15 protein-coding genes and 1 pseudogene are annotated in these 18,549 nt (G+C 41.1%); 13 read left to right on the top strand and 3 right to left on the bottom strand.

Annotation, left to right across the window (positions count from 1 at the left end; genetic code table 11):
- Positions 1-70: 70 nt before the first annotated feature.
- Entirely contained in the window at positions 71-1,087 is a 1,017-nt protein-coding gene (gene egtD, locus HG267_RS35165; RefSeq protein ID WP_045870692.1) for an L-histidine N(alpha)-methyltransferase, read from the top strand.
- Between the two features lie 87 nt (positions 1,088-1,174).
- Here the strand turns inward: egtD and HG267_RS35170 are convergent, their stop codons facing one another.
- A complete protein-coding gene (locus tag HG267_RS35170; protein WP_045870693.1) occupies positions 1,175-1,564 on the bottom strand; it encodes a pentapeptide repeat-containing protein in 390 nt (129 codons plus the stop codon).
- Between the two features lie 156 nt (positions 1,565-1,720).
- Here HG267_RS35170 and HG267_RS35175 point away from each other — a divergent pair, with 156 nt between their 5' ends.
- Positions 1,721-2,953 carry a hypothetical protein gene (locus HG267_RS35175; protein WP_045870694.1) on the top strand — a complete coding sequence of 411 codons (1,233 nt, stop codon included), beginning with the start codon at positions 1,721-1,723 and terminating at the stop codon, positions 2,951-2,953.
- Between the two features lie 474 nt (positions 2,954-3,427).
- Here the strand turns inward: HG267_RS35175 and HG267_RS35180 are convergent, their stop codons facing one another.
- A complete protein-coding gene (locus HG267_RS35180; RefSeq protein WP_045870695.1) occupies positions 3,428-3,841 on the bottom strand; it encodes a DUF4112 domain-containing protein in 414 nt (137 codons plus the stop codon).
- Between the two features lie 289 nt (positions 3,842-4,130).
- Here HG267_RS35180 and HG267_RS35185 point away from each other — a divergent pair.
- From HG267_RS35185 to HG267_RS35210, 6 genes and pseudogenes are all read left to right on the top strand, one after another.
- A pseudogene (locus HG267_RS35185) lies at positions 4,131-4,469 on the top strand (response regulator transcription factor); the annotation flags it as partial.
- A gap of 432 nt (positions 4,470-4,901) precedes the next feature.
- Positions 4,902-5,852, top strand: coding sequence for an alpha/beta fold hydrolase (locus HG267_RS35190; protein ID WP_045870696.1), 951 nt, complete (start codon positions 4,902-4,904; stop codon positions 5,850-5,852).
- Positions 5,853-5,999: 147 nt separating this feature from the next.
- Positions 6,000-6,983, top strand: a complete 984-nt coding sequence (locus tag HG267_RS35195; RefSeq protein WP_045870697.1) for a zinc-dependent alcohol dehydrogenase family protein — start codon at positions 6,000-6,002, stop codon at positions 6,981-6,983.
- A gap of 255 nt (positions 6,984-7,238) precedes the next feature.
- Positions 7,239-7,601 carry a hypothetical protein gene (locus HG267_RS35200; protein WP_309227664.1) on the top strand — a complete coding sequence of 121 codons (363 nt, stop codon included), beginning with the start codon at positions 7,239-7,241 and terminating at the stop codon, positions 7,599-7,601.
- A gap of 48 nt (positions 7,602-7,649) precedes the next feature.
- The gene (locus HG267_RS35205; RefSeq protein ID WP_045870698.1) at positions 7,650-8,207 is read left to right on the top strand and encodes a pyridoxamine 5'-phosphate oxidase family protein; all 558 of its coding nucleotides are present in this window, start codon (positions 7,650-7,652) and stop codon (positions 8,205-8,207) included.
- A gap of 557 nt (positions 8,208-8,764) precedes the next feature.
- Entirely contained in the window at positions 8,765-8,998 is a 234-nt protein-coding gene (locus HG267_RS35210; protein WP_045870699.1) for a Nif11-like leader peptide family natural product precursor, read from the top strand.
- A gap of 593 nt (positions 8,999-9,591) precedes the next feature.
- On the opposite strand, the gene purH is transcribed toward HG267_RS35210, so the two are convergent.
- Complete coding sequence (gene purH / locus HG267_RS35215; protein ID WP_045870700.1) at positions 9,592-11,133, bottom strand: bifunctional phosphoribosylaminoimidazolecarboxamide formyltransferase/IMP cyclohydrolase; 1,542 nt, start codon at positions 11,131-11,133, stop codon at positions 9,592-9,594.
- 243 nt (positions 11,134-11,376) lie between these two features.
- Here purH and HG267_RS35220 point away from each other — a divergent pair, with 243 nt between their 5' ends.
- The 5 genes from HG267_RS35220 (at position 11,377) to HG267_RS35240 (ending at position 18,547) form a co-directional block, all read left to right on the top strand.
- On the top strand, positions 11,377-12,003 hold the full coding sequence (locus HG267_RS35220; RefSeq protein WP_045870701.1) for an alpha/beta hydrolase: 627 nt from the start codon (positions 11,377-11,379) through the stop codon (positions 12,001-12,003).
- A gap of 154 nt (positions 12,004-12,157) precedes the next feature.
- Complete coding sequence (locus HG267_RS35225) at positions 12,158-12,370, top strand: DUF2555 domain-containing protein (RefSeq protein WP_045870702.1); 213 nt, start codon at positions 12,158-12,160, stop codon at positions 12,368-12,370.
- Positions 12,371-12,556: 186 nt separating this feature from the next.
- Complete coding sequence (gene coaBC / locus HG267_RS35230; protein WP_045870703.1) at positions 12,557-13,768, top strand: bifunctional phosphopantothenoylcysteine decarboxylase/phosphopantothenate--cysteine ligase CoaBC; 1,212 nt, start codon at positions 12,557-12,559, stop codon at positions 13,766-13,768.
- A 961-nt stretch (positions 13,769-14,729) separates the two neighbouring features.
- Positions 14,730-16,157 (top strand): ABC transporter substrate-binding protein, encoded by a 1,428-nt coding sequence (locus HG267_RS35235; protein ID WP_045870704.1) that lies wholly within the window; start codon positions 14,730-14,732, stop codon positions 16,155-16,157.
- Positions 16,154-18,547 (top strand): hybrid sensor histidine kinase/response regulator, encoded by a 2,394-nt coding sequence (locus tag HG267_RS35240; protein WP_052335207.1) that lies wholly within the window; start codon positions 16,154-16,156, stop codon positions 18,545-18,547. The genes HG267_RS35235 and HG267_RS35240 overlap by 4 nt, the downstream gene beginning before the upstream one ends.
- Positions 18,548-18,549 lie beyond the last annotated feature (2 nt).

The raw sequence follows: 18,549 nt of genomic DNA on the forward strand, positions 1-18,549 counted from the left end.
ATAAAATTACTTATTTAATTCTTGAACATTCAGACTTTATCCTTCACTTAAACCCCAGGAGAGCAGAAAATTGAAGACGGAAAATAAAGAGCATTCACGCCTGCGTTGGATTAATTTAAATTCAGCGATCGCATCAGTCGATGAAGGTGCAGATATTATGGCGGGATTGACTCAAAATCCCAAAACTTTGCCTTGTCGTTACTTCTATGATGATCGGGGTTCGGAACTATTTGAGCAGATTTGTGACCTAAGAGAATACTATCCCACTCGCACCGAGCAAGCAATTTTAGAAACATACGCTGCTGAAATTGCTAAGATGACAGGCTCTTGTCATTTAATAGAATTAGGTAGTGGTAGTTCTCGCAAAACTCGCCTGTTACTCGAAGCATATAGTGAGGTAGTTCAAGAACTACAATATTACCCCATAGATGTTAGTAGCGGTATCCTCAAAACAACTGCTTTAGATTTGCTTGAACAATACCCCAAATTAAAACTTTGCGGTTTAGCTGGAACTTACGAACAAGCCTTAGCCGAACTTCCCTCAGCAGAATTAGAAAATCGGATGTTGATTTTCTTAGGAAGTACTTTAGGCAATTTAAATGACAAACAAACTCACAAATTTTTCACCCAAGTGCAACAAGCATTAAAACCCGGTGAATTCTTTTTATTGGGTGTAGATTTACAAAAGTCGGTAGAAATTATCGAAGCAGCTTACAACGATTCTCAAGGAGTAACTGCTGCTTTTAATCTGAATATCCTCAACCACATCAATCAAAGATTTCAGGGTAATTTCTCACTCAACAATTTTGCTCACTGGGCTTTTTATAATCAAGAAAGCAATCAAATTGAAATGCATCTGCGGAGTTTGGTTAATCAAACCGTTTTCCTAGAAGCTTTAGATTTAGAAATTTCCTTACAAGCAGGAGAAACAATCCGCACCGAAATCTCCCGAAAATTCCACATCCCCACATTAATTTCGGTTTTAGAAAACCATGCATTTCAAGCGTTACAAGTATGGACTGATCCGCAAGCATGGTTTGGCTTGCTACTTTGCCAACGCCAATGTACAAATACTGAATGTCCTTAAAGTTTAAATAGTGTTGACTGTTGACTGCTGACGGTTAACAGTTAACAGTCAACAGTTAACTTACTTACTCCTCGAAGCGAGTATTTCTTATCCCTCCTTAATTTGCACACCTGCTTGAACTGGGTCAAAATCTTTGGGGAAATGAGTATTGCGATCGCAATCGGCTTTATCTAACTTTGCACCTGTTAAATTAGCTTGGCGGAGATTAGCTGAAAATAACAAAGCACCCCGCAGGTCGGTATCTTGGAGATTAGCGCGACTCAAATCTGCAAAACTCAAGTCGCTACCTCGAAGATTTGCACCGCTGAGATTAGCATGATTTAAATCGGCATAGCTGAGGTCAACACCTTTGATGTCAACCCCCTGTAAATTAGCCTTACCCAGTTCCGCCTTAGTAAAGTTCCGTTTTCCCGCTGCGTAAAGTTCTAGAATCTTAGCCGCAGTCTTAATGGGCTGTTGAGAATCAGTTTGAGTCATAGAACAGCGACAACCTCATAGGTTGTTTTGTTAGTACTGTAAGTTACTTTCCTCTTACTTAATCACAAAAATTGTCTATTCTGGCCATTCCTCACGAGTTCCTCAACTTTTTCTCCTAGGGTCAAAAATATATAAAACTCCTAGGAGGGCAAACTCATGCCATCCCTGAATTTATTAACTGTTTTTAATCCCTCAAATTATTGGCGTAGCGGTAACTTTACTATACCCTGGCAAGCGATCGCCCAAAAATTTCAAATTTCGCCCACAGAACTCGTATTAACCGACCTCCGCGACTTAACACATCAACCTCTCAAAGCCCAAATCGACCGCATTGATCCAGAAGATCCTTCCCGTGACACCTTAGTTTTTCATCTATCTCAACCCATTCCCCCAGGAACGGAAGATCATGTCTTAGCTTCAACCTTCATTCGTTTAGATAGAGGTAAACCCATACCACCTGGACTAGGTGAACCATACTTAGAAGTAGTTTACGGTGGTGATGGGCGAGAACGGGGAGTCAGATTTGTGAATAACCGTCTGATTATTTGGTTTAATTTCATCCCCGCACCTGAAGACAACGAACGCAACTGGTTTTCTGGTTCAGCCAGCAGCGTCCAGTTAGATCATCAAGAAATTCTCGATCCATTTCGCGCCGCAATGGGTGAATGGTTGGGACAAGATCCAGAAAAGCGCTGTATGCAGGTAAGTAAACTCCATTTACCAGGAATTGCTTCTCCCAAATCTCCTAATTATCAAGTCTCTTTGTTCAATCATTCCTATCGACTGGTATCTCAATCTAGCGGCCCTGTACGTGCAACTATTACCATTGCTTCCGAACCCTTCGACTATATGGGGCCAGATCCAGTAACAGGTCAAAATCGCCATTTAGTCTGTGAACTTTATCGGGTAATTAGTTTATATGCTGGTGCAGATTATTTGATTGAAGAATTATTTATTAAAGGAAAACCCAAAGCCCAAGAAGACAGGGTAAAAGGTTCAGAAACAGTCAATCTTGACTTTGGTGTAGAATATTTTGCACACATGAATCTTGGTCAAACACAAGACATAGAGCAAGTCTTCCCTGTACCCGATTGGTTTGCTGTTGGTTCCACAACAGACCCTTATGCAGCTTACGGTTTAGCAACTAATTTACATATAGAAGCGATCGCACACCCATACGAAGAAAATACAAGCCGTTTTTCTTGGCAGTTGCTACCAGGTAAATCTGTAAAATGCCTACATCTATTTATGCGCGGTCAACCACAAGGATTTGATGCACAAGTCGGTCATGCTTGGTATGAATTAATCTATAGACCCCTAAATGCAGAAATTTACCAAGATACCGATGTCAAAATGCCACTGCAAAATACCAGATTAGTCACTGCTTGAAAGTGCTGAGTTCCGAGTTCTGATACCAATTCAAATAACATTTGCGACAGATAAATTCTTTGTAGGGGCACGGCACCAGTAAGATATTGGATCTGCCAAAAAATTTTGGATGCCGTGCCCTCTAGAATATCATTGATGTGTCTTTTTCCCCTTTTCCCTTTTTTAAAAGAATAACAACCTCATAAATAATAAAGAACAACCCCATAAATGTGTGAGGTTGTTTTGAATATTTGGATTCAGCTTTTTAAGTAGAGGCTGGAGTTAGGACTAGATGTTGTTCCAAACCTTGTATTTCATACTACTGTGATTGTTTTCACATCAGGAGTTCGCTTCAGCCAGTTTTAAATGTGTCCAAAAGCAACAATATAATGCGTAATTTGTAATTCTTAATACGAAACTTTTGTCCACTAATAACCTATGAGATGCGCGCTACCAGATTTTTCATTTATGGGGTTTGAAAACACATCCTCATCTCTAGCCTCTCGCTTCTAGTGCCTCATCCCTAGCTGCTGCATAAACAGGCGCTTCTGTAATTTCTGGTTCAACCACGCTCAGGTGTTGCTCTAAAATGTCCAAATTGCGAATATTAGATTTGTAAAAAGCGTCAAATAAATCACCTACTAAAGGCACAGTACCAACAACTGCTTCCAAACCCACATTGAAAATCATTTTCGCTAAGTCTTGGCGTGGTATACCAAATCTTGTAGCTAAAAAGATAATGTACGCAGAAAACGCTGTACTAATTAAATCACCAGCACCGGGAACTAGTCCAATAATTGGGTCTATACCAATACGAAATCCAATTCCCGGAATGCGTATAGATGTGTCCATGAGGCGACTGAGTTTGCGGATGCGGTTAAGAGTAGCAAGGCGTTTAGCTGCGTCCATAATTTAAGATATTTGCACTACTTTATAAATTGCCCGATTTTGCCTTGCTTGTCTTGTATCGTGAGAAAGAGCAGCTACTAAGCTAACGGATGTAGTTTAGATTTTAATACCAATTAAAAAAAAGAATGTGGCAGATATACAAACCCAAAATCTTGTCCTGTCTGGATTCTTAATTTTGAATTGGTATAAACATTGTTTTAATTTGTATAATTCATAACCGTACTTGTATTTTTCACACCCTACTCAATTGATACAGTTTTTGCATTACTAATTTTCTGAACCCTTAAATATGACTTCTGGCAAAATACTTGTAGTTGATGATGACCTAGCAGTTCGGAATTTAGTTCAACGCTTTTTAACTAAGCTGAACTATGAAGTGGAAGCAGCAGCAGATGGTAAGACAGCACAAGTTCTATTCGAGAGCTTTAAGCCATATCTGGTGATTTTAGACATAACTTTACCAGATTTGGATAGTTATGAACTCTGTGACGAAATGCACCGCAATAGCGATGTATTTGTACTCATGTTGACTAGGAATTTGGAGCCACTGGGAAATGCTGATGGCTACTTAAACAAGCCTTTTAGTTTGGGAGAATTGTCAGCTAAAGTCGCAGCAATTTTTAATCGCGGAGATGACAACGATCAATGGGGATACACCTATGTTGGTCGTCTTTAGTGACTTCCAATGAAAAAATACCCTATCGCTTTGGAAACAGGGGAAGTAGTTAGCTCACAATACTGCTCGGTTAAGGATTTTCAACTCTTAATTTGGTTTGGGGAAAAGGTGAAAGGGTAAGGGTTAAAGGTTTTTTCTTGCCCCTTTTCTCCTTCCCCTTTTGCCCTTAACCGACAAGTATTGAGTTAGCTCAGTAATATATGTTATCGCTGAGGGTACAGGACTTTGAATTGTTGATAGTGCATCGGTGCGTTGCGTTACTACACACACTACATATCAAATATAAGTCCTAAGAGACTTGTATTTTTTAGTCAGCACTCAAAACTCAGCACCGGAAAATACTGCATTACAATTATTAACAGCTACTTCACATTTCTTTAAATCATGCAGGTAACAACAGCGCCTTCTACCACTCCTATACCTGGCCAATACTGGCAATGGCGCGGGCATAAAGTTTACTATGTACGAGCCGGAGAGCAACAAGCGCAACGTCCACCCTTATTATTAGTACATGGGTTTGGTGCTTCTACAGACCACTGGCGCAAAAATATCACAGGACTGTGCCAAGATTTTCAAGTTTTTGCGATCGATTTATTAGGATTCGGACGTTCAGCCAAGCCGAAGCTAGATTATAGTGGCGACTTGTGGCGCGACCAACTGCACGATTTTATTAATGAAATCATTGGTCAAAAAGCAGTTTTAGTAGGAAACTCCCTAGGTGGTTATGCTTCTTTGTGCGTTGCAGCACAATACCCCGATAGTGCAGCTGGTGTAGTTTTACTCAACAGTGCAGGCCCCTTTAGCATCGAAAAACCAACATCTGAACCGGAAGCTTTGCAATCACAAATTCAGCCTCCCAAACAAGAATCAGGATTGCAAAAGTTGCTAGGGGATGGTGTGAAGTGGATGTTTCAGCAACCTTTAGCCCAGTTTTTATTATTTCAATATGTGCGCCAACGTTGGGTAATTCGCCAAACCCTAGAGAAAGTTTATTTAGATAAAACTGCAATCACAGACCAGTTAATAGAAGAAATTTATCGACCAGCTTACGATACTGGTGCATTGGATGTGTTTGTGTCAGTTTTTAGTACTCCCCAAGGAGAAAAAGTTGATGTATTGCTAAAACAATTAACTTGTCCTTTATTGTTGTTGTGGGGAGAAGCCGATCCTTGGATGAATGCTAGAGAACGTTCTCAAAAGTTTCGCCAATATTACCCACAACTACAAGAACATTTTCTATCTGCGGGTCATTGTCCTCATGATGAAATACCAGACCAAGTTAACTCTCTTTTACGAGATTGGGTGTTAGGAAATACTCAGCTTTTAAGCATTTAATTTGCACATTGAGACTGCTGGGGACAAGGGGAAGAACTTTTAACTTTTGAGTAGAGACGCGATTAATCGCGTCTCTACAACTTTTGGCTCAGGACTCAGGACTCCTCTAGACAGAAAATAAAAGTAGAAAACTTTTCTTCATTAATTATGCGTGCAATGATACTAGAGGCACCACGCCAACCCCTGCGATTAGCAGACTTACCAATGCCGAAACCCAATCCCGAGCAAGTATTAATTCGCATCCACGCTTGTGCTGTTTGTCGCACAGACTTGCACATAGTTGATGGAGAATTGACTCACCCCAAATTACCGTTAATACCTGGGCATCAAATAGTCGGTACTATAGAGGCAAAAGGCGATCGCGTTGAGCAATTTACTATTGGTCAGCGGGTTGGTGTTCCTTGGTTAGGTCACACTTGCGATCGCTGTCGATATTGCCTTTCCCATCGTGAAAATCTCTGCGATTATGCTGAATTCACAGGTTACAATATTGACGGTGGTTATGCAGATTACACTGTTGCTGACCATCGCTTCTGCTTTCCTCTAGACCCCAGTTTCCCTGACTTGCAAGCTGCACCTTTGTTATGTGGCGGCTTAATTGGTTATCGTGCTTATCGCATGACTGGCGATGCAGAAAAAATTGGCTTTTATGGCTTTGGTTCAGCCGCCCATATATTGATTCAACTAGCCCGCTATCAACAGCGTCAAGTATTTGCCTTTACTCGTGGTGGTGATATCGAAGGGCAAGAATTCGCCCGTCAATTAGGTGCAGTTTGGGCTGGAGGCTCAGAGGAATTACCCCCAGAACCTTTAGATGCGGCAATTATTTTTGCGCCTATAGGTAAACTAGTTCCCGCTGCTTTACGGGCAGTCGCTAAAGGCGGTACGGTAGTTTGTGCAGGCATTCACATGAGTGATATTCCCGCCTTTCCCTACGAAATTCTCTGGGAAGAACGAGTATTACGGTCTGTTGCTAACCTGACTCGTCAAGATGGCGAGGAGTTTCTCGCTTTAGCACCCAAAATCCCCATCCGCACAGAAATTAATACCTTTCCGCTAACTCAAGCAAATGAGGCTTTAGATGCCCTGCGGAGTGGCAAAATTACAGGGTCGGCTGTATTAGTAATTTGAAAAATTGGTAATTGGTAATTGGTAATCGGTAATGGGGATTGGGAATTTCTGCTCTGCTTTCTTTGCTCTCTTAAAGATGCTCAGACTATCATGCTCTACCTATTTATAGAAAACTTACTCTTTTTCTTACTTGTTACATTCTTTACTGTAATTGTGGGCTGGTTTTGGAGAAATGCAAAGCCGATCAGTCTACCTGAACCCCTGCCAAGATGGTATAAAATCTGGTTTGGTACCATACAGGTGTTTGGAATTGTAGTGCCACTAGTGGTAATGCTGTTGTGGGGTATAGCCTGGGGCTACGACAGTGTATTGACTATATTGCTGTGCTACTTCGTGATGTTGGGATTACAAATCATCACAGAAATTGTAACGCTCAAAAAGTTTCAATCACTCACTTGGGTAATGGTGCCTTATTTATACGTACCTTACCGTATTTGGCAGCTTTATGAGGGTTCAATACTTGTGGCTTCGCAACCCGAACTGATGTGGGTAAGAAATTTATTACTATTAGAAATTGTGATATGGACTACAAGCTATATTGTAAATTTGTCGCAGTTGCCAAGATTGTTTCGTTGGCCAGTCCAGGAAACTTCCCAGGAAGTAACTAGGCACGATTAAACCGAAGGATGTAAAGTTTTGTAGGACATACATAATTACCCATTCCCCATGCTCGAACCAGCAAGCCCAACTAACAGATGGGTAAATACAATCGATTCTCAAAATCCTGAAGTTATTGCTCAAGCCTGTCGGATTATCGCCAAGAATATTTATTGCACTTTGTCTACTTGTTCGGCTGATGGCTATCCTTGGGTTTCGCCTTTATTGTTTGCCTATGATGAGGACTGGAATATTTATTGGAGTTCCGCGATCGCATCTCAGCATTCGCAGCACATATACAATAATCATGGCAGAGTTGCGATCGCGATTTTTGATTCCAGCATTTCTGAAGGTGCAGTAGAAGGTTTATATCTGACTGGAACTGGATCGGAATTAAACCCAAACGCAGCCGAAATGGTATTGCAGTTGCTTTTACAGCGAGCGACTAAAAAGCATAATCGCACAGCATTAGACTATTTAAATGATTCACCCCGCAGGTTTTATCAATGTCAACCCCAAGAGGTTTGGATTACTGGTAAACGAGTAGCAGTTGGTAATCAATTAGTTGATACGAAAATTCAATTAAATTTGTCAAACTTAAGAGAAGCAAAATTTATTGAGCAATAACAATTTTGAATTACTAATTAAACTCGTCGAAATTTTGGATTTCGGATTTAACAGTAATTCCAATGAATTCTGATGACATATCAATACATTTATCAGGGTACAGCATTGCTGTACCCATATCTATTCCTCGCATGATTTATTTAAATTGGTAAGCTAAACCACATCTGGTTTACATAATCTGAAATTGTATATTTCTTGTGGGGGTGGGCATCTTGCCTGCCCAATATATGCAAGTTAAATGTGGAACAGCTTATAAAACTTAAAACTTTAAAAATAGTATTGAGAAACATTTCACTTGTGAATTTAAAACTTTCACTTTTTCCTCTTATTTGATTTTGTCTTCCTCCTAGGGATATAAATTAAGTGTTAATTCCCGCTATCTCTGAGAACAAACTTATATTTTCTTGTCAAAATCAATTTATTTTATCTTGAAGTCTTAAAATCTAAATTTATAAGCTTAAGTGAGAATCTTCTCTACTAAAGTTTGAGACTGGGCAAGACGACAACAGTCAAATTATAGGTTCAAATCTAATTTTTAAAATAGGAGATGGACTGTCATGCCACGACAAAATGCTGCCCAACTTTTAAAAGCTGTAAAACAGGATCAAGCATTAAAGCAAAAGCTCAGAGCAACAGCGAATCCAGAAGCTTTCGTTCAAATTGCGAAAGAACGTGGTTACGACTTCACAGTCGATGAACTAGAAACCGAACTAGACAAATTATCTGAGGAAGATTTAGCAGGTATTGTCAATCCCGGATGGGGGCCTAGACGGCACATTCATCCAAGATAATCATTTTCTATAGGAATCCAATTTGATTTGTGAAAAAATCTCAGCCCGAACAGGATGCGTTACGCTATCGCTAACGCATCCTACTGGACTGATACGCCTAAAATGAGGCAATAGATTTGATGAAATTAACCGCAGATAAACAAGGCAGTGCGCCCTTGCGGTTCCCCGACTTGTTCGCGTAGCGTCTCCCCTTGGGAGAAGCAACTGCCGTGCAGATAAACGCGGATGAAATGAATTTTTGCTATTGCATCAAATTAGCTATGTCAGTCCACTACTGAGATTGCAACTATAGATTAACAAGGACAAAGGGAAAACTCGAACGCTCAGTTTATAGACTCAGTATGACAGTTCTTCTCCCCTGCTTTCTGCTCTCTCTTTGAGTAGATATTTTTGATAGTTGGAAGTTCCTCGGAAATCCTCTTGAGAGATGTGTGCCAATGAAAAAACGCCCGGGAGTGTTGCCGTGTTTCCACCCCAGGCGTTTTTTCTTTTCAACTTGCTCCTCACACACAACTAAAAAATATCATTATTGTCAACAAACCACAAGTAGACTAAGTGACAGTTGATTAACTGTCACAACCACGTAAAGCAAACTAGTGTAAAAAGTGTCTTACACCAGTTAGTACCATAACTAAGCCTAATTCATTGGCAGCTTTGATGGAGTCTTTATCGCGCAGGCTACCTCCAGGTTGAACAATGGCTGTAATTCCCGCCTCTGATGCGGCGCGTACGGAATCATCAAAGGGGAAAAAGCCATCACTGGCGAGGAAGCCGCCTTTTGCTCTGTCTCCTGCTTGTTCTAGGGCAATTTTTGTAGAACCAACACGGTTCATTTGTCCGGCACCGACTCCTAGTGTAGTGCGATCGCGGCTGACAACAATAGCATTCGATTTGACGTGTTTACAAACTTTCCAAGCAAACAGTAATTCGGCTAATTCGCTTTCTGTAGGTTGGCGTTCGGTGACGACTTGCCATTTGCTAGTATCAGAAATCGCATCATCAGCAGCTTGTACCAACAAACCACCTGCGATCGCTTTTACTGTTTCTTTGGGGCCAGTGGTCAAATCTGGTAAAATCAGGACGCGCACCTTAGATTTAGCTGTGAGAATTGCTTGAGCATCGCCTTCACAGCCAGGAGCCACCACACATTCTAAAAATGTTTTGGTTAATTCCGTTGCAGTCGCTTCATCAATCGGACGATTTAAGGCAACAATACCACCAAAGGCAGAAACAGCATCAGCATTAAACGCTTTTTCATAAGCTTCTTTGAGAGAATCACCCAAAGCCACACCACAGGGATTAGTGTGTTTGAGAATAGCTGCGGCGGGAGTATCTCTAAATTCGGAGATAATCCGGCGTGCAGCTTCTAAATCCACCAAGTTGTTGTAACTAAGTTCCTTACCTTGCAGTTTACTTGCAGCCGCCCAACCCGTGGGAGTACTACCTGTTTCATACCAAGCAGCCGCTTGATGGGGATTTTCGCCATAACGCAGAGATTGCAGGAGTTTGCCAGAGATGCTGTATTGTTGGGGTAACGATTCACCATCCTGGGCTTGCATGAGGTAGGATGCGATCGCTTGGTCATAGCTAGCAGTATGTAAAAACCCCTTTAACGCGCACTTTTGGCGAAACTCTAAAGAAGCTTCACCATTGTGTTGACGTAATTCTTGTAAATATTCATCATATTGGGCAGGGTCACACAACACCGTCAGATGAGCAAAGTTTTTTGATGAAGCCCTTAACATCGCTGGGCCGCCAATATCAATTTGTTCGATGGCTTCTGGTAATGTTACACCTGGTTTCGCAATAGTTTCTTCAAAAGGATAAAGATTAACTACAACCAAATCAATCGGACGAATTTGGTTATTTTCTAAATCTGTAATATCTTGCGGAAAATCCTTCCTTGCCAAAATCCCCCCATGAATTCTGGGATGTAAGGTTTTGACTCTACCACCTAAAATTTCCGGTGAACCCGTATAATCAGAAACCTTGGTAACAGGAATCCCCGCCTCTTTAATTGCTTTAGCGGTTCCGCCACTGCTAATTAAATCAAAGTTAAATTCTTCCACCAAGCTGCGGGCAAGGTCAATTAAACCAGTTTTATTAGATACACTCAGCAAAGCCAGACGCGCCATAATTCCCCAGTTTCCTTTGGTACAAACATTGAAAGACAGAAGATTATTTTACATGGGGCATGGGGGACTGGGGATTGGGGAAGGGGAATGGGGAAGGGGTAATGGGGAATGGGTAATTGGTAATTGGTGATTGCTATTCTCCCCTCATCTCCCTCATGCCCCATGCCCAATGCCCAATGCCCAATGCCCCAACCCCTCACTTTGCATTAGGATTATTTTTTAACAGCGATTTGTTATTTACTGATGACTCAAACTTTAGAATTTATCTCAGTTCCTCCAGAAACCGAACAAGCACCTTTGGGCTTAATCGTAACTTTACATGGTTGGGGTGCTAATGCCGATGATGTGGCATCGCTATTACCGTTTTTTGATTTGCCAGATTATCACTTTGTGTTTCCTAATGCGCCTTATCCCTATCCCTATGCCCCTATTGGTAGGGCTTGGTATGATTTGAGATCAGAAAATATGTATGAGGGTTTGCCAGAAAGTCGGCAAATACTGACAGATTGGTTGCTATCTTTAGAAAATGTTACTGGTGTGCCTTTATCGCGGACAGTTCTCAGTGGATTTTCACAAGGGGCAGCAATGACATTAGATGTGGGATTAAATTTGCCTTTAGCTGGTTTAGTCGCAATGAGTGGTTATTTGCATCCTGATGCTGGTAAGGTAGCTAAAAATAGTTTTCCGCCGACTTTAATTACACATGGTACACAAGATCAGGTTGTGCCCCTTTTAGCAGCAGTAAAAGCCAGAGACACCCTAGAATCTATAGGAGTTGAGGTACAATACCAAGAATTTAACATGGGGCATGAAATTGGTCAGCAAATGTTAGACCTGCTACGGAATTTTGTGGTGAATGCAATTGCCTAATCTCAATTGTAATTTTTTTACAAATTAACGTATAAATTCGGAAAATTTTTACAAAATCCACGCCATCTAATGAGTAAGATATATTGGGTGGCCGTGAAAAGCATAACCCAACCCATGCTGGGTACGAATGCTGCATAAGGGAGGGGCAAGCATTATGAAAACTCTAGGCATTTCCAGAAAAGAAATTGCTGCCATGACTGCAGCAGAAGTTGAGGAGCTAGCTGCACGTCTAGAGCTAGATAATTATAGCAATGCTTTTGAGGGTTTAAACGATTGGCATCTACTGCGAGCGATCGCATTTCAGCGGCCGGAGTTAGTGGAATCCTATATCCACCTCCTGGACTTAGAACCCTATGACGAAGCTTGAATGAAGGTAGAAGGATGAAAGATGAAATTACCTGGCTAACATCTTCCATCCTTTTCCATGACTGTAGTGTCTATTCGTCAACAATAGTTTAGGCATCGGGATGAAGCATGAGGATGAAAGCAACAACATATTTACTAAATACTCTTCATTTCAGCCTTTATCCTTTACCCTTCATCCTTTTTACCCATGCCTAATTCCACATCTAAGGTTTTAATTGGTGTAGGCGGGGGTATCGCCGCTTATAAAGTTTGTGAATTAGTTTCCTCGCTATTTAAAACTGGTGTAGAAGTGCGTGTCATTCTCACCAATTCAGCGCAAGCATTTATTACCCCCCTCACTTTAGCTACTCTTTCCCGTCATCAGGCTTATACGGATGATATGTTTTGGCAGCCCACTCATTCGCGGCCATTACATATAGAATTGGGTGAATGGGCAGATTTGTTGGTGATTGCGCCATTAACAGCCAATACACTCGCCAAGTTAACCTATGGCATGGCTGACAATTTGCTCACAAATACAGTGCTGGCTTCTACCTGTCCAGTCTTACTAGCACCCGCAATGAATACAGATATGTGGGAACAGCTAGCAGTACAGCGCAATTGGCGGCAATTGTTGACAGATAGCCGATATCATGGAATGGGCACAGCATCGGGATTATTAGCCTGCGATCGCGTTGGTGCTGGAAGGATGGCAGAACCCCCAGAAATTTTGACTTACATTCAATCGTTATTGCATACAGGCGGTAAACAAGATTTAGCAGGGAAGCGGGTATTAATTAGTGCTGGCGGAACCCGAGAATATCTTGACCCAGTCAGGTTTATTGGTAACCCTTCCACAGGTAAAATGGGCTTGGCTTTAGCTCAAGCTGCCTTGCATCGTGGGGCAAACGTTACCCTAGTACATGGCCCTGCTAGTTGGAATGTCCCCTTGGGAGTGCAAGCAATTCCTGTAATTAATGCGGAACAAATGCAGCAAGTCATGGGGGAATATTTCACTAATGCAGATGTGATAGTTATGTCCGCCGCCGTCGCAGATGTCAAGCCCAGAGATTATAGTACCGAGAAATTACCCAAGCGATCGCTTCCCCAATCTTTACCCTTGGAATCTGTACCAGATATTGTGGGTGAATTAGCCAAACTCAAGCAACCACATCAACAAATAATTGGATTTGCCGCCCAAACTGGAGATATTATTACTCCTGCTGTAGAAAAGTTACAGCATAAAAAATTAGATGCCATTGTTGCCAATCCCATTGATAAAACTGATAGTGGTTTTGGCAGTGATAATAATCAGGCAGTATTTTTAGATAAACAAGGGAGACATAGAGAAGTTCCACCTTGTTCTAAATTACAAATGGCACATCATCTATTTGATTTTGTTTACCATGAGAAAAATTAATGATATATTCACACAGCAGACAGATATGTCTTTTCAATCTCTTCTAACAAAATTAAACACATACAAAACTTTACGTATTTAAGTTAAATTGCACCTATTTTTTTTAAAATTTGCAACAGAAAAAACACACTTAAGATAATCATAAATCTGAGTTTTTAGAGTTTTTTGTAGTGTGGCGATCGCAGATAAGTACTTACGCAAAATTATTGATGTGATTGCGCGAGTTCACAATAACAAATGTATATTTAACTTTGCACTCCTAGTTAGGATGTGCTGCAGTTTTGTGGTAGAAAGAAGCTAGCAATATTAAAAGTATGCGTGATTCATTAAGTGTCAGGAGATTTTGTTGATAGTTCAATGCTTCTAAGGTTAAATTTTATGAGCGAAGCTGAAATATTAGTAATACAGCCGATTGCAAGTTGGTGAGGTACAGATAATTGTAAGGGCAAGGCACTGCCCATTGGTGTCAACTTAACGTGAAACCCGCTTTGTAGCTAGGTTTTCGCCCTCACCCCCAACCCCTCTCCCGCCGGGAGAGGGGAGCAAGAGATTTAATTCCCCTTCTCCTGGGGGAGAAGGGGTTAGGGGATGAGGGCGAAAGTTTTTGTACAACGCCAGCCCTATATAGCTTTAAGCTTAAGTTGACACGTATGGGCAATGCCTTGCCCCTACCCGCATACCTCAATTTACCTGAAATACGCTGTATTTCGTGTTCAAGTGGCATTTTTACAAACATTAGGGTTGTAGATTATCTCTATTCCTCATAGAGCAAAAGCTGAGAATATTGGTATTTTGACTTTTGAATTTTGACTGAATTAGTAGCAATACTAGTGTATTTATCAAAGCTAATTTTATTTCCACTAATACAGCTTCATGTGAATATTTATCTAAAAGTCTAGTTATCAACTGGGAAAACCTTTATTTAAAAATCACAAAATTACTACCATGATTAAAAACCATAATGATCACCAGAAGACAATTCCAAAAATTATCTTTTTCCAGCTTATTTTTATCTGGTATCAAAGGTTGTGTTAATTTAGATAGAACTGAATTAAAACTTAATTCTCCTGTCGCCAATCCAGAAACTTTTATCCTCTGGGAGCGTGGATACTTACCTGGAGAAAACCAAGGCATTCTTCAGTTAGTGGCCGCATGGAAGCAGCTCACAGGGAAGAAAGTTAATTTAAAGTTGGTTTCCGATGATTTTATTGAACAATCATTATTAGAAACTTGGAAAAATCCCAATAATGTTAAGGCTCCTAACATTATATTTTCAATTACTTTTAATCAAATTATTGCACCTCTATTAGCATGGGAAGATCATCTACTCGATCTATCAGATTTGATTGAGCCGATCGCATCCAGTTTTGATCCAGACGTATTACCCCAAGTCCTTTATCACAATCAAGTTCGGGGCGATCGCAGTTACTATGCCTTGCCTATTGGTCAATCGGATGCTTATATTCATTATTGGAAAGACTCCCTAGCGGAAATAGGATATACCGAAACCGACATTCCCCAAGAATGGCATCAATTTTGGCAGTTCTGGAAAACTGCACAAACCCAATTGCGATCGCATCAACACCCTGATTTATATGGTTTGGGTTTGTGTATGTCTGCAAACGGCTTTGACACCATAGCCGCTTTTCAACTTTTTTTAGATGCCCATAATGTCAAAATCGCTACTCATCAGAACGGACTCATTCTCAATGATACAAATAACAGACAGAATTTCATTCATATCATTGAGGATTTTGCTAATTTTTACCGACAAGGCTACGTGCCACAAGATACTCTAGCATGGTCGGGTTCAGGTAATAATATTGCATTTCTCAACCATAGAATCCTGATGACTCTTAACATGACCTTATCGATTCCTAGATCCCAAAAATTAGAGAATAATCAGTATAACCAGAATGCCGCCAAGCGATATCGAGATATTGGTACCTTGGCAACCTACCCCAAAAAACTAGACGGCACAACTTTGCAAGCACCTAGAGTACTTAACCAAATTCTGGTTCTCAAACACAGCCAAAACTCCCAAGATACCTTAGACTTTGTGCAATATTTGCTGAAACCAGATAATCTCCGGCAACTAATTCACGGATTCAACGGCCGAATTTTGCCGACGATGCCACAACTGTTAAATGATCCCCTGTGGCAAGATCCATCCGATCATCATTCTGCAGCAGCGCTGGCAATCTGCAATCGGCCTCGGCTACCTGAGTATGACAAACTGCACCCCATCTTCAGCAAGATTTATATGCAGCAACTTTGGGCACAAATCATTCACCGCGTGATTTGCAAAAATGCCTCACCTACCGAAGCAGCTAACTGGGGAATTGAGCAGATCCAAAATATTTGGCAAAGCTTTGAGAACAAACTATGAGTATTTGGAATCGCAACAGCTTATTATATCAACTGGTCTATCGGTTTACTGTCATTTCCTGGATTGCTATTGGGGTGAGTGCTGCTAGTGCCTCATGGTATTCTCGCCATGATTTGCAGAGAGAAGTTGTCAACAGTTTAAATAATTCCTTAGATTTTCAATCTCAAGAACTGGATTACTGGATAAACTATCAATTGCGCGATGTGCTGCAACTTGCACAACAAACTGAGATTCGAGAAGCTGTGCCAAAACTCCTAGAACCGCAAAATTCCCCAGAGCGAAAAGCGGCTGACGAGCGTCTCAAACAGTACTTAAATCGAACTGCAGCCATTAAATCTAATCTTCGCAATATTTGTATTACAGAAAATAGCGGTTTTGTGGTTTTTTGCTCAGACTCCTTACAAAAGAGATATAAATATTTACCCTCAGGTTATCCTGTAACTTATCTAACAGAGAAAAATCTGGTTTCCATCGCGCCTAATTTTTATTTAAATTCCGAACAAAAACCAACCATCACCATAGCGACTCCCTTAAAGGATAGTTTAGGGATTCAAATGGGAGCTATGGTAATGGATCTCAATTTAGTAGAACTCCGAAATTTATTGTTAGCAAGCACCCTCAAAACTAAAACTCAAGCTATTTATTTGGTAGGAGAATCTAACTTAAACGCTGTTGCTTTCTTAAACACAGCGGCTTTTAAGTTACCCAAAGCAGCAAATTTATCTTCCACTATCCCACTAAAAAGCGAAGCCATTGATCGCGCGATCGCCCAGCAAGATGGTATGGGATTGTACGTCAACCAGTACGATGTATTGGTGATTGGCGTGTATCGTTGGTTGCCCAAGTATAGTTTGGGATTCATTGCCGAAATGAGTCAAGAGGAAGCCTTTGCCCCCGCAGATCGTTTAGCCTTAAGCATTGTATTGTTCGGCTGTGTGGCATCTGCTTTCTTAATGTTGGCAATTTATTTGCTGTCTCGGCAGATTACCCAGCCGATTTTAGACATTAGCAAAGCTGCGGAACGTTTAGCGCAAGGAGACTTAAATCAACATATACCAGTGATTACTCAAAATGAAGTTGGCATTCTCGCCCAGACATTTAATACTATGGCCAAGCAATTGAAGTTAGATCGAGAAAATCTAGAACAGCGCGTGAATGAAAGAACTGTAGAACTGGCTGTAGCCAAAAGTCAAGCAGAATTTGCCAACCAAGCCAAAAGCGAATTTCTGGCTAACATGAGTCATGAACTTCGCACTCCCCTGAATGCTATTCTCGGACATTCCGAAGCATTGCTAGAAAAAATTTTTGGGACACTCAACGAACGTCAACAAAAGTCGCTTTTCAGCATCCACAACAGTGGAACACACCTTTTAGCTGTGATTAACGATATTTTAGATGTTTCCAAAATTGAAGCTGGTCATCTAGAGTTGAATATCTCTACTGTAGCGATTTTATATCTTTGTGATTCTAGCGTGGCGTTTGTCAGGCAACAAGCGCAGCAAAAAGAAATTCGACTACAAACGATCCTTGCGAGTGACTGTGAATATATCGCCGTGGACGAACTGCGGATACGTCAGTTGCTGATTAATTTGCTGACGAACGCCATCAAGTTTACCCCTGTTGGCGGGCGAGTCACCCTAGATGTTCATCTGGAACAAGAAGTAACAAAGGAATCACAATCTCCCACTGCAGAAGAATTTCTTTGTTTTTCCGTCAGTGATACAGGAATTGGGATTCCCGAATCCTTTCAAAATAAGCTTTTTCAACCTTTCGTTCAAGTTGACAGCAAACTCAATCGCCGCTATCAAGGAACTGGCTTAGGATTAACCTTGGTGAAACAAATTGCCGAGTTGCATGGGGGTTCAGTCAGTTTATCTAGTGAGGTAGGAAAGGGCAGTTGTTTTACAGTTCGTTTACCTTCAAGCTGTCTTTCCACAGATATTTCCTTGCCAAATCCGCCCTCTCAATCAGATCTTCTAGCGGTAAGCGCAACAGATATCTCAGAACCAGGGGGAGATAACCCTTTGATTTTGTTAGCCGAAGATAACGAAGCCAATGTCCTCAGCATTTCCTATTACCTGGCGGCTAAAGGTTTCCGTCTGCTTGTAGCGGGTAATGGCGAAGAAGCGATCGCCATTGCCAAAACTCAACATCCCGACTTAATTTTAATGGACATTCAAATGCCGGGGGTAGATGGTTTAGAGGCGATCGCACGCATCCGTCAAGATAGCCAACTTGTCCATATCCCCATCATTGCACTCACGGCTCTAGCTATGCCTGGCGATCGCGAACGTTGTCTAGCTGCTGGAGCTAACAACTATTTAGCAAAGCCTGTTAAACTACAATATTTGGAAATCAGCATCCGGCAATTGCTGCAATCATCTCAATAACA

Source organism: Tolypothrix sp. PCC 7601 (genome assembly GCF_025677855.1).
GTDB classification, from domain to species: Bacteria; Cyanobacteriota; Cyanobacteriia; order Cyanobacteriales; family Nostocaceae; genus Aulosira; species Aulosira diplosiphon.

Bases quoted from the DNA above. Each gene is read 5' to 3' on its own strand.
- HG267_RS35220 (WP_045870701.1), top strand. From the start codon at position 11,377: ATGACTCAAACTTTAGAATTTATCTCAGTTCCTCCAGAAACCGAACAA.
- HG267_RS35225 (WP_045870702.1), top strand. From the start codon at position 12,158: ATGAAAACTCTAGGCATTTCCAGAAAAGAAATTGCTGCCATGACTGCA.
- HG267_RS35175 (WP_045870694.1), top strand. From the start codon at position 1,721: ATGCCATCCCTGAATTTATTAACTGTTTTTAATCCCTCAAATTATTGG.
- HG267_RS35240 (WP_052335207.1), top strand. From the start codon at position 16,154: ATGAGTATTTGGAATCGCAACAGCTTATTATATCAACTGGTCTATCGG.
- HG267_RS35170 (WP_045870693.1), bottom strand. From the start codon at position 1,564: ATGACTCAAACTGATTCTCAACAGCCCATTAAGACTGCGGCTAAGATT.
- HG267_RS35195 (WP_045870697.1), top strand. From the start codon at position 6,000: ATGCGTGCAATGATACTAGAGGCACCACGCCAACCCCTGCGATTAGCA.
- HG267_RS35235 (WP_045870704.1), top strand. From the start codon at position 14,730: ATGATCACCAGAAGACAATTCCAAAAATTATCTTTTTCCAGCTTATTT.
- HG267_RS35210 (WP_045870699.1), top strand. From the start codon at position 8,765: ATGCCACGACAAAATGCTGCCCAACTTTTAAAAGCTGTAAAACAGGAT.
- purH (WP_045870700.1), bottom strand. From the start codon at position 11,133: ATGGCGCGTCTGGCTTTGCTGAGTGTATCTAATAAAACTGGTTTAATT.
- HG267_RS35180 (WP_045870695.1), bottom strand. From the start codon at position 3,841: ATGGACGCAGCTAAACGCCTTGCTACTCTTAACCGCATCCGCAAACTC.
- HG267_RS35205 (WP_045870698.1), top strand. From the start codon at position 7,650: ATGCTCGAACCAGCAAGCCCAACTAACAGATGGGTAAATACAATCGAT.
- coaBC (WP_045870703.1), top strand. From the start codon at position 12,557: ATGCCTAATTCCACATCTAAGGTTTTAATTGGTGTAGGCGGGGGTATC.
- HG267_RS35190 (WP_045870696.1), top strand. From the start codon at position 4,902: ATGCAGGTAACAACAGCGCCTTCTACCACTCCTATACCTGGCCAATAC.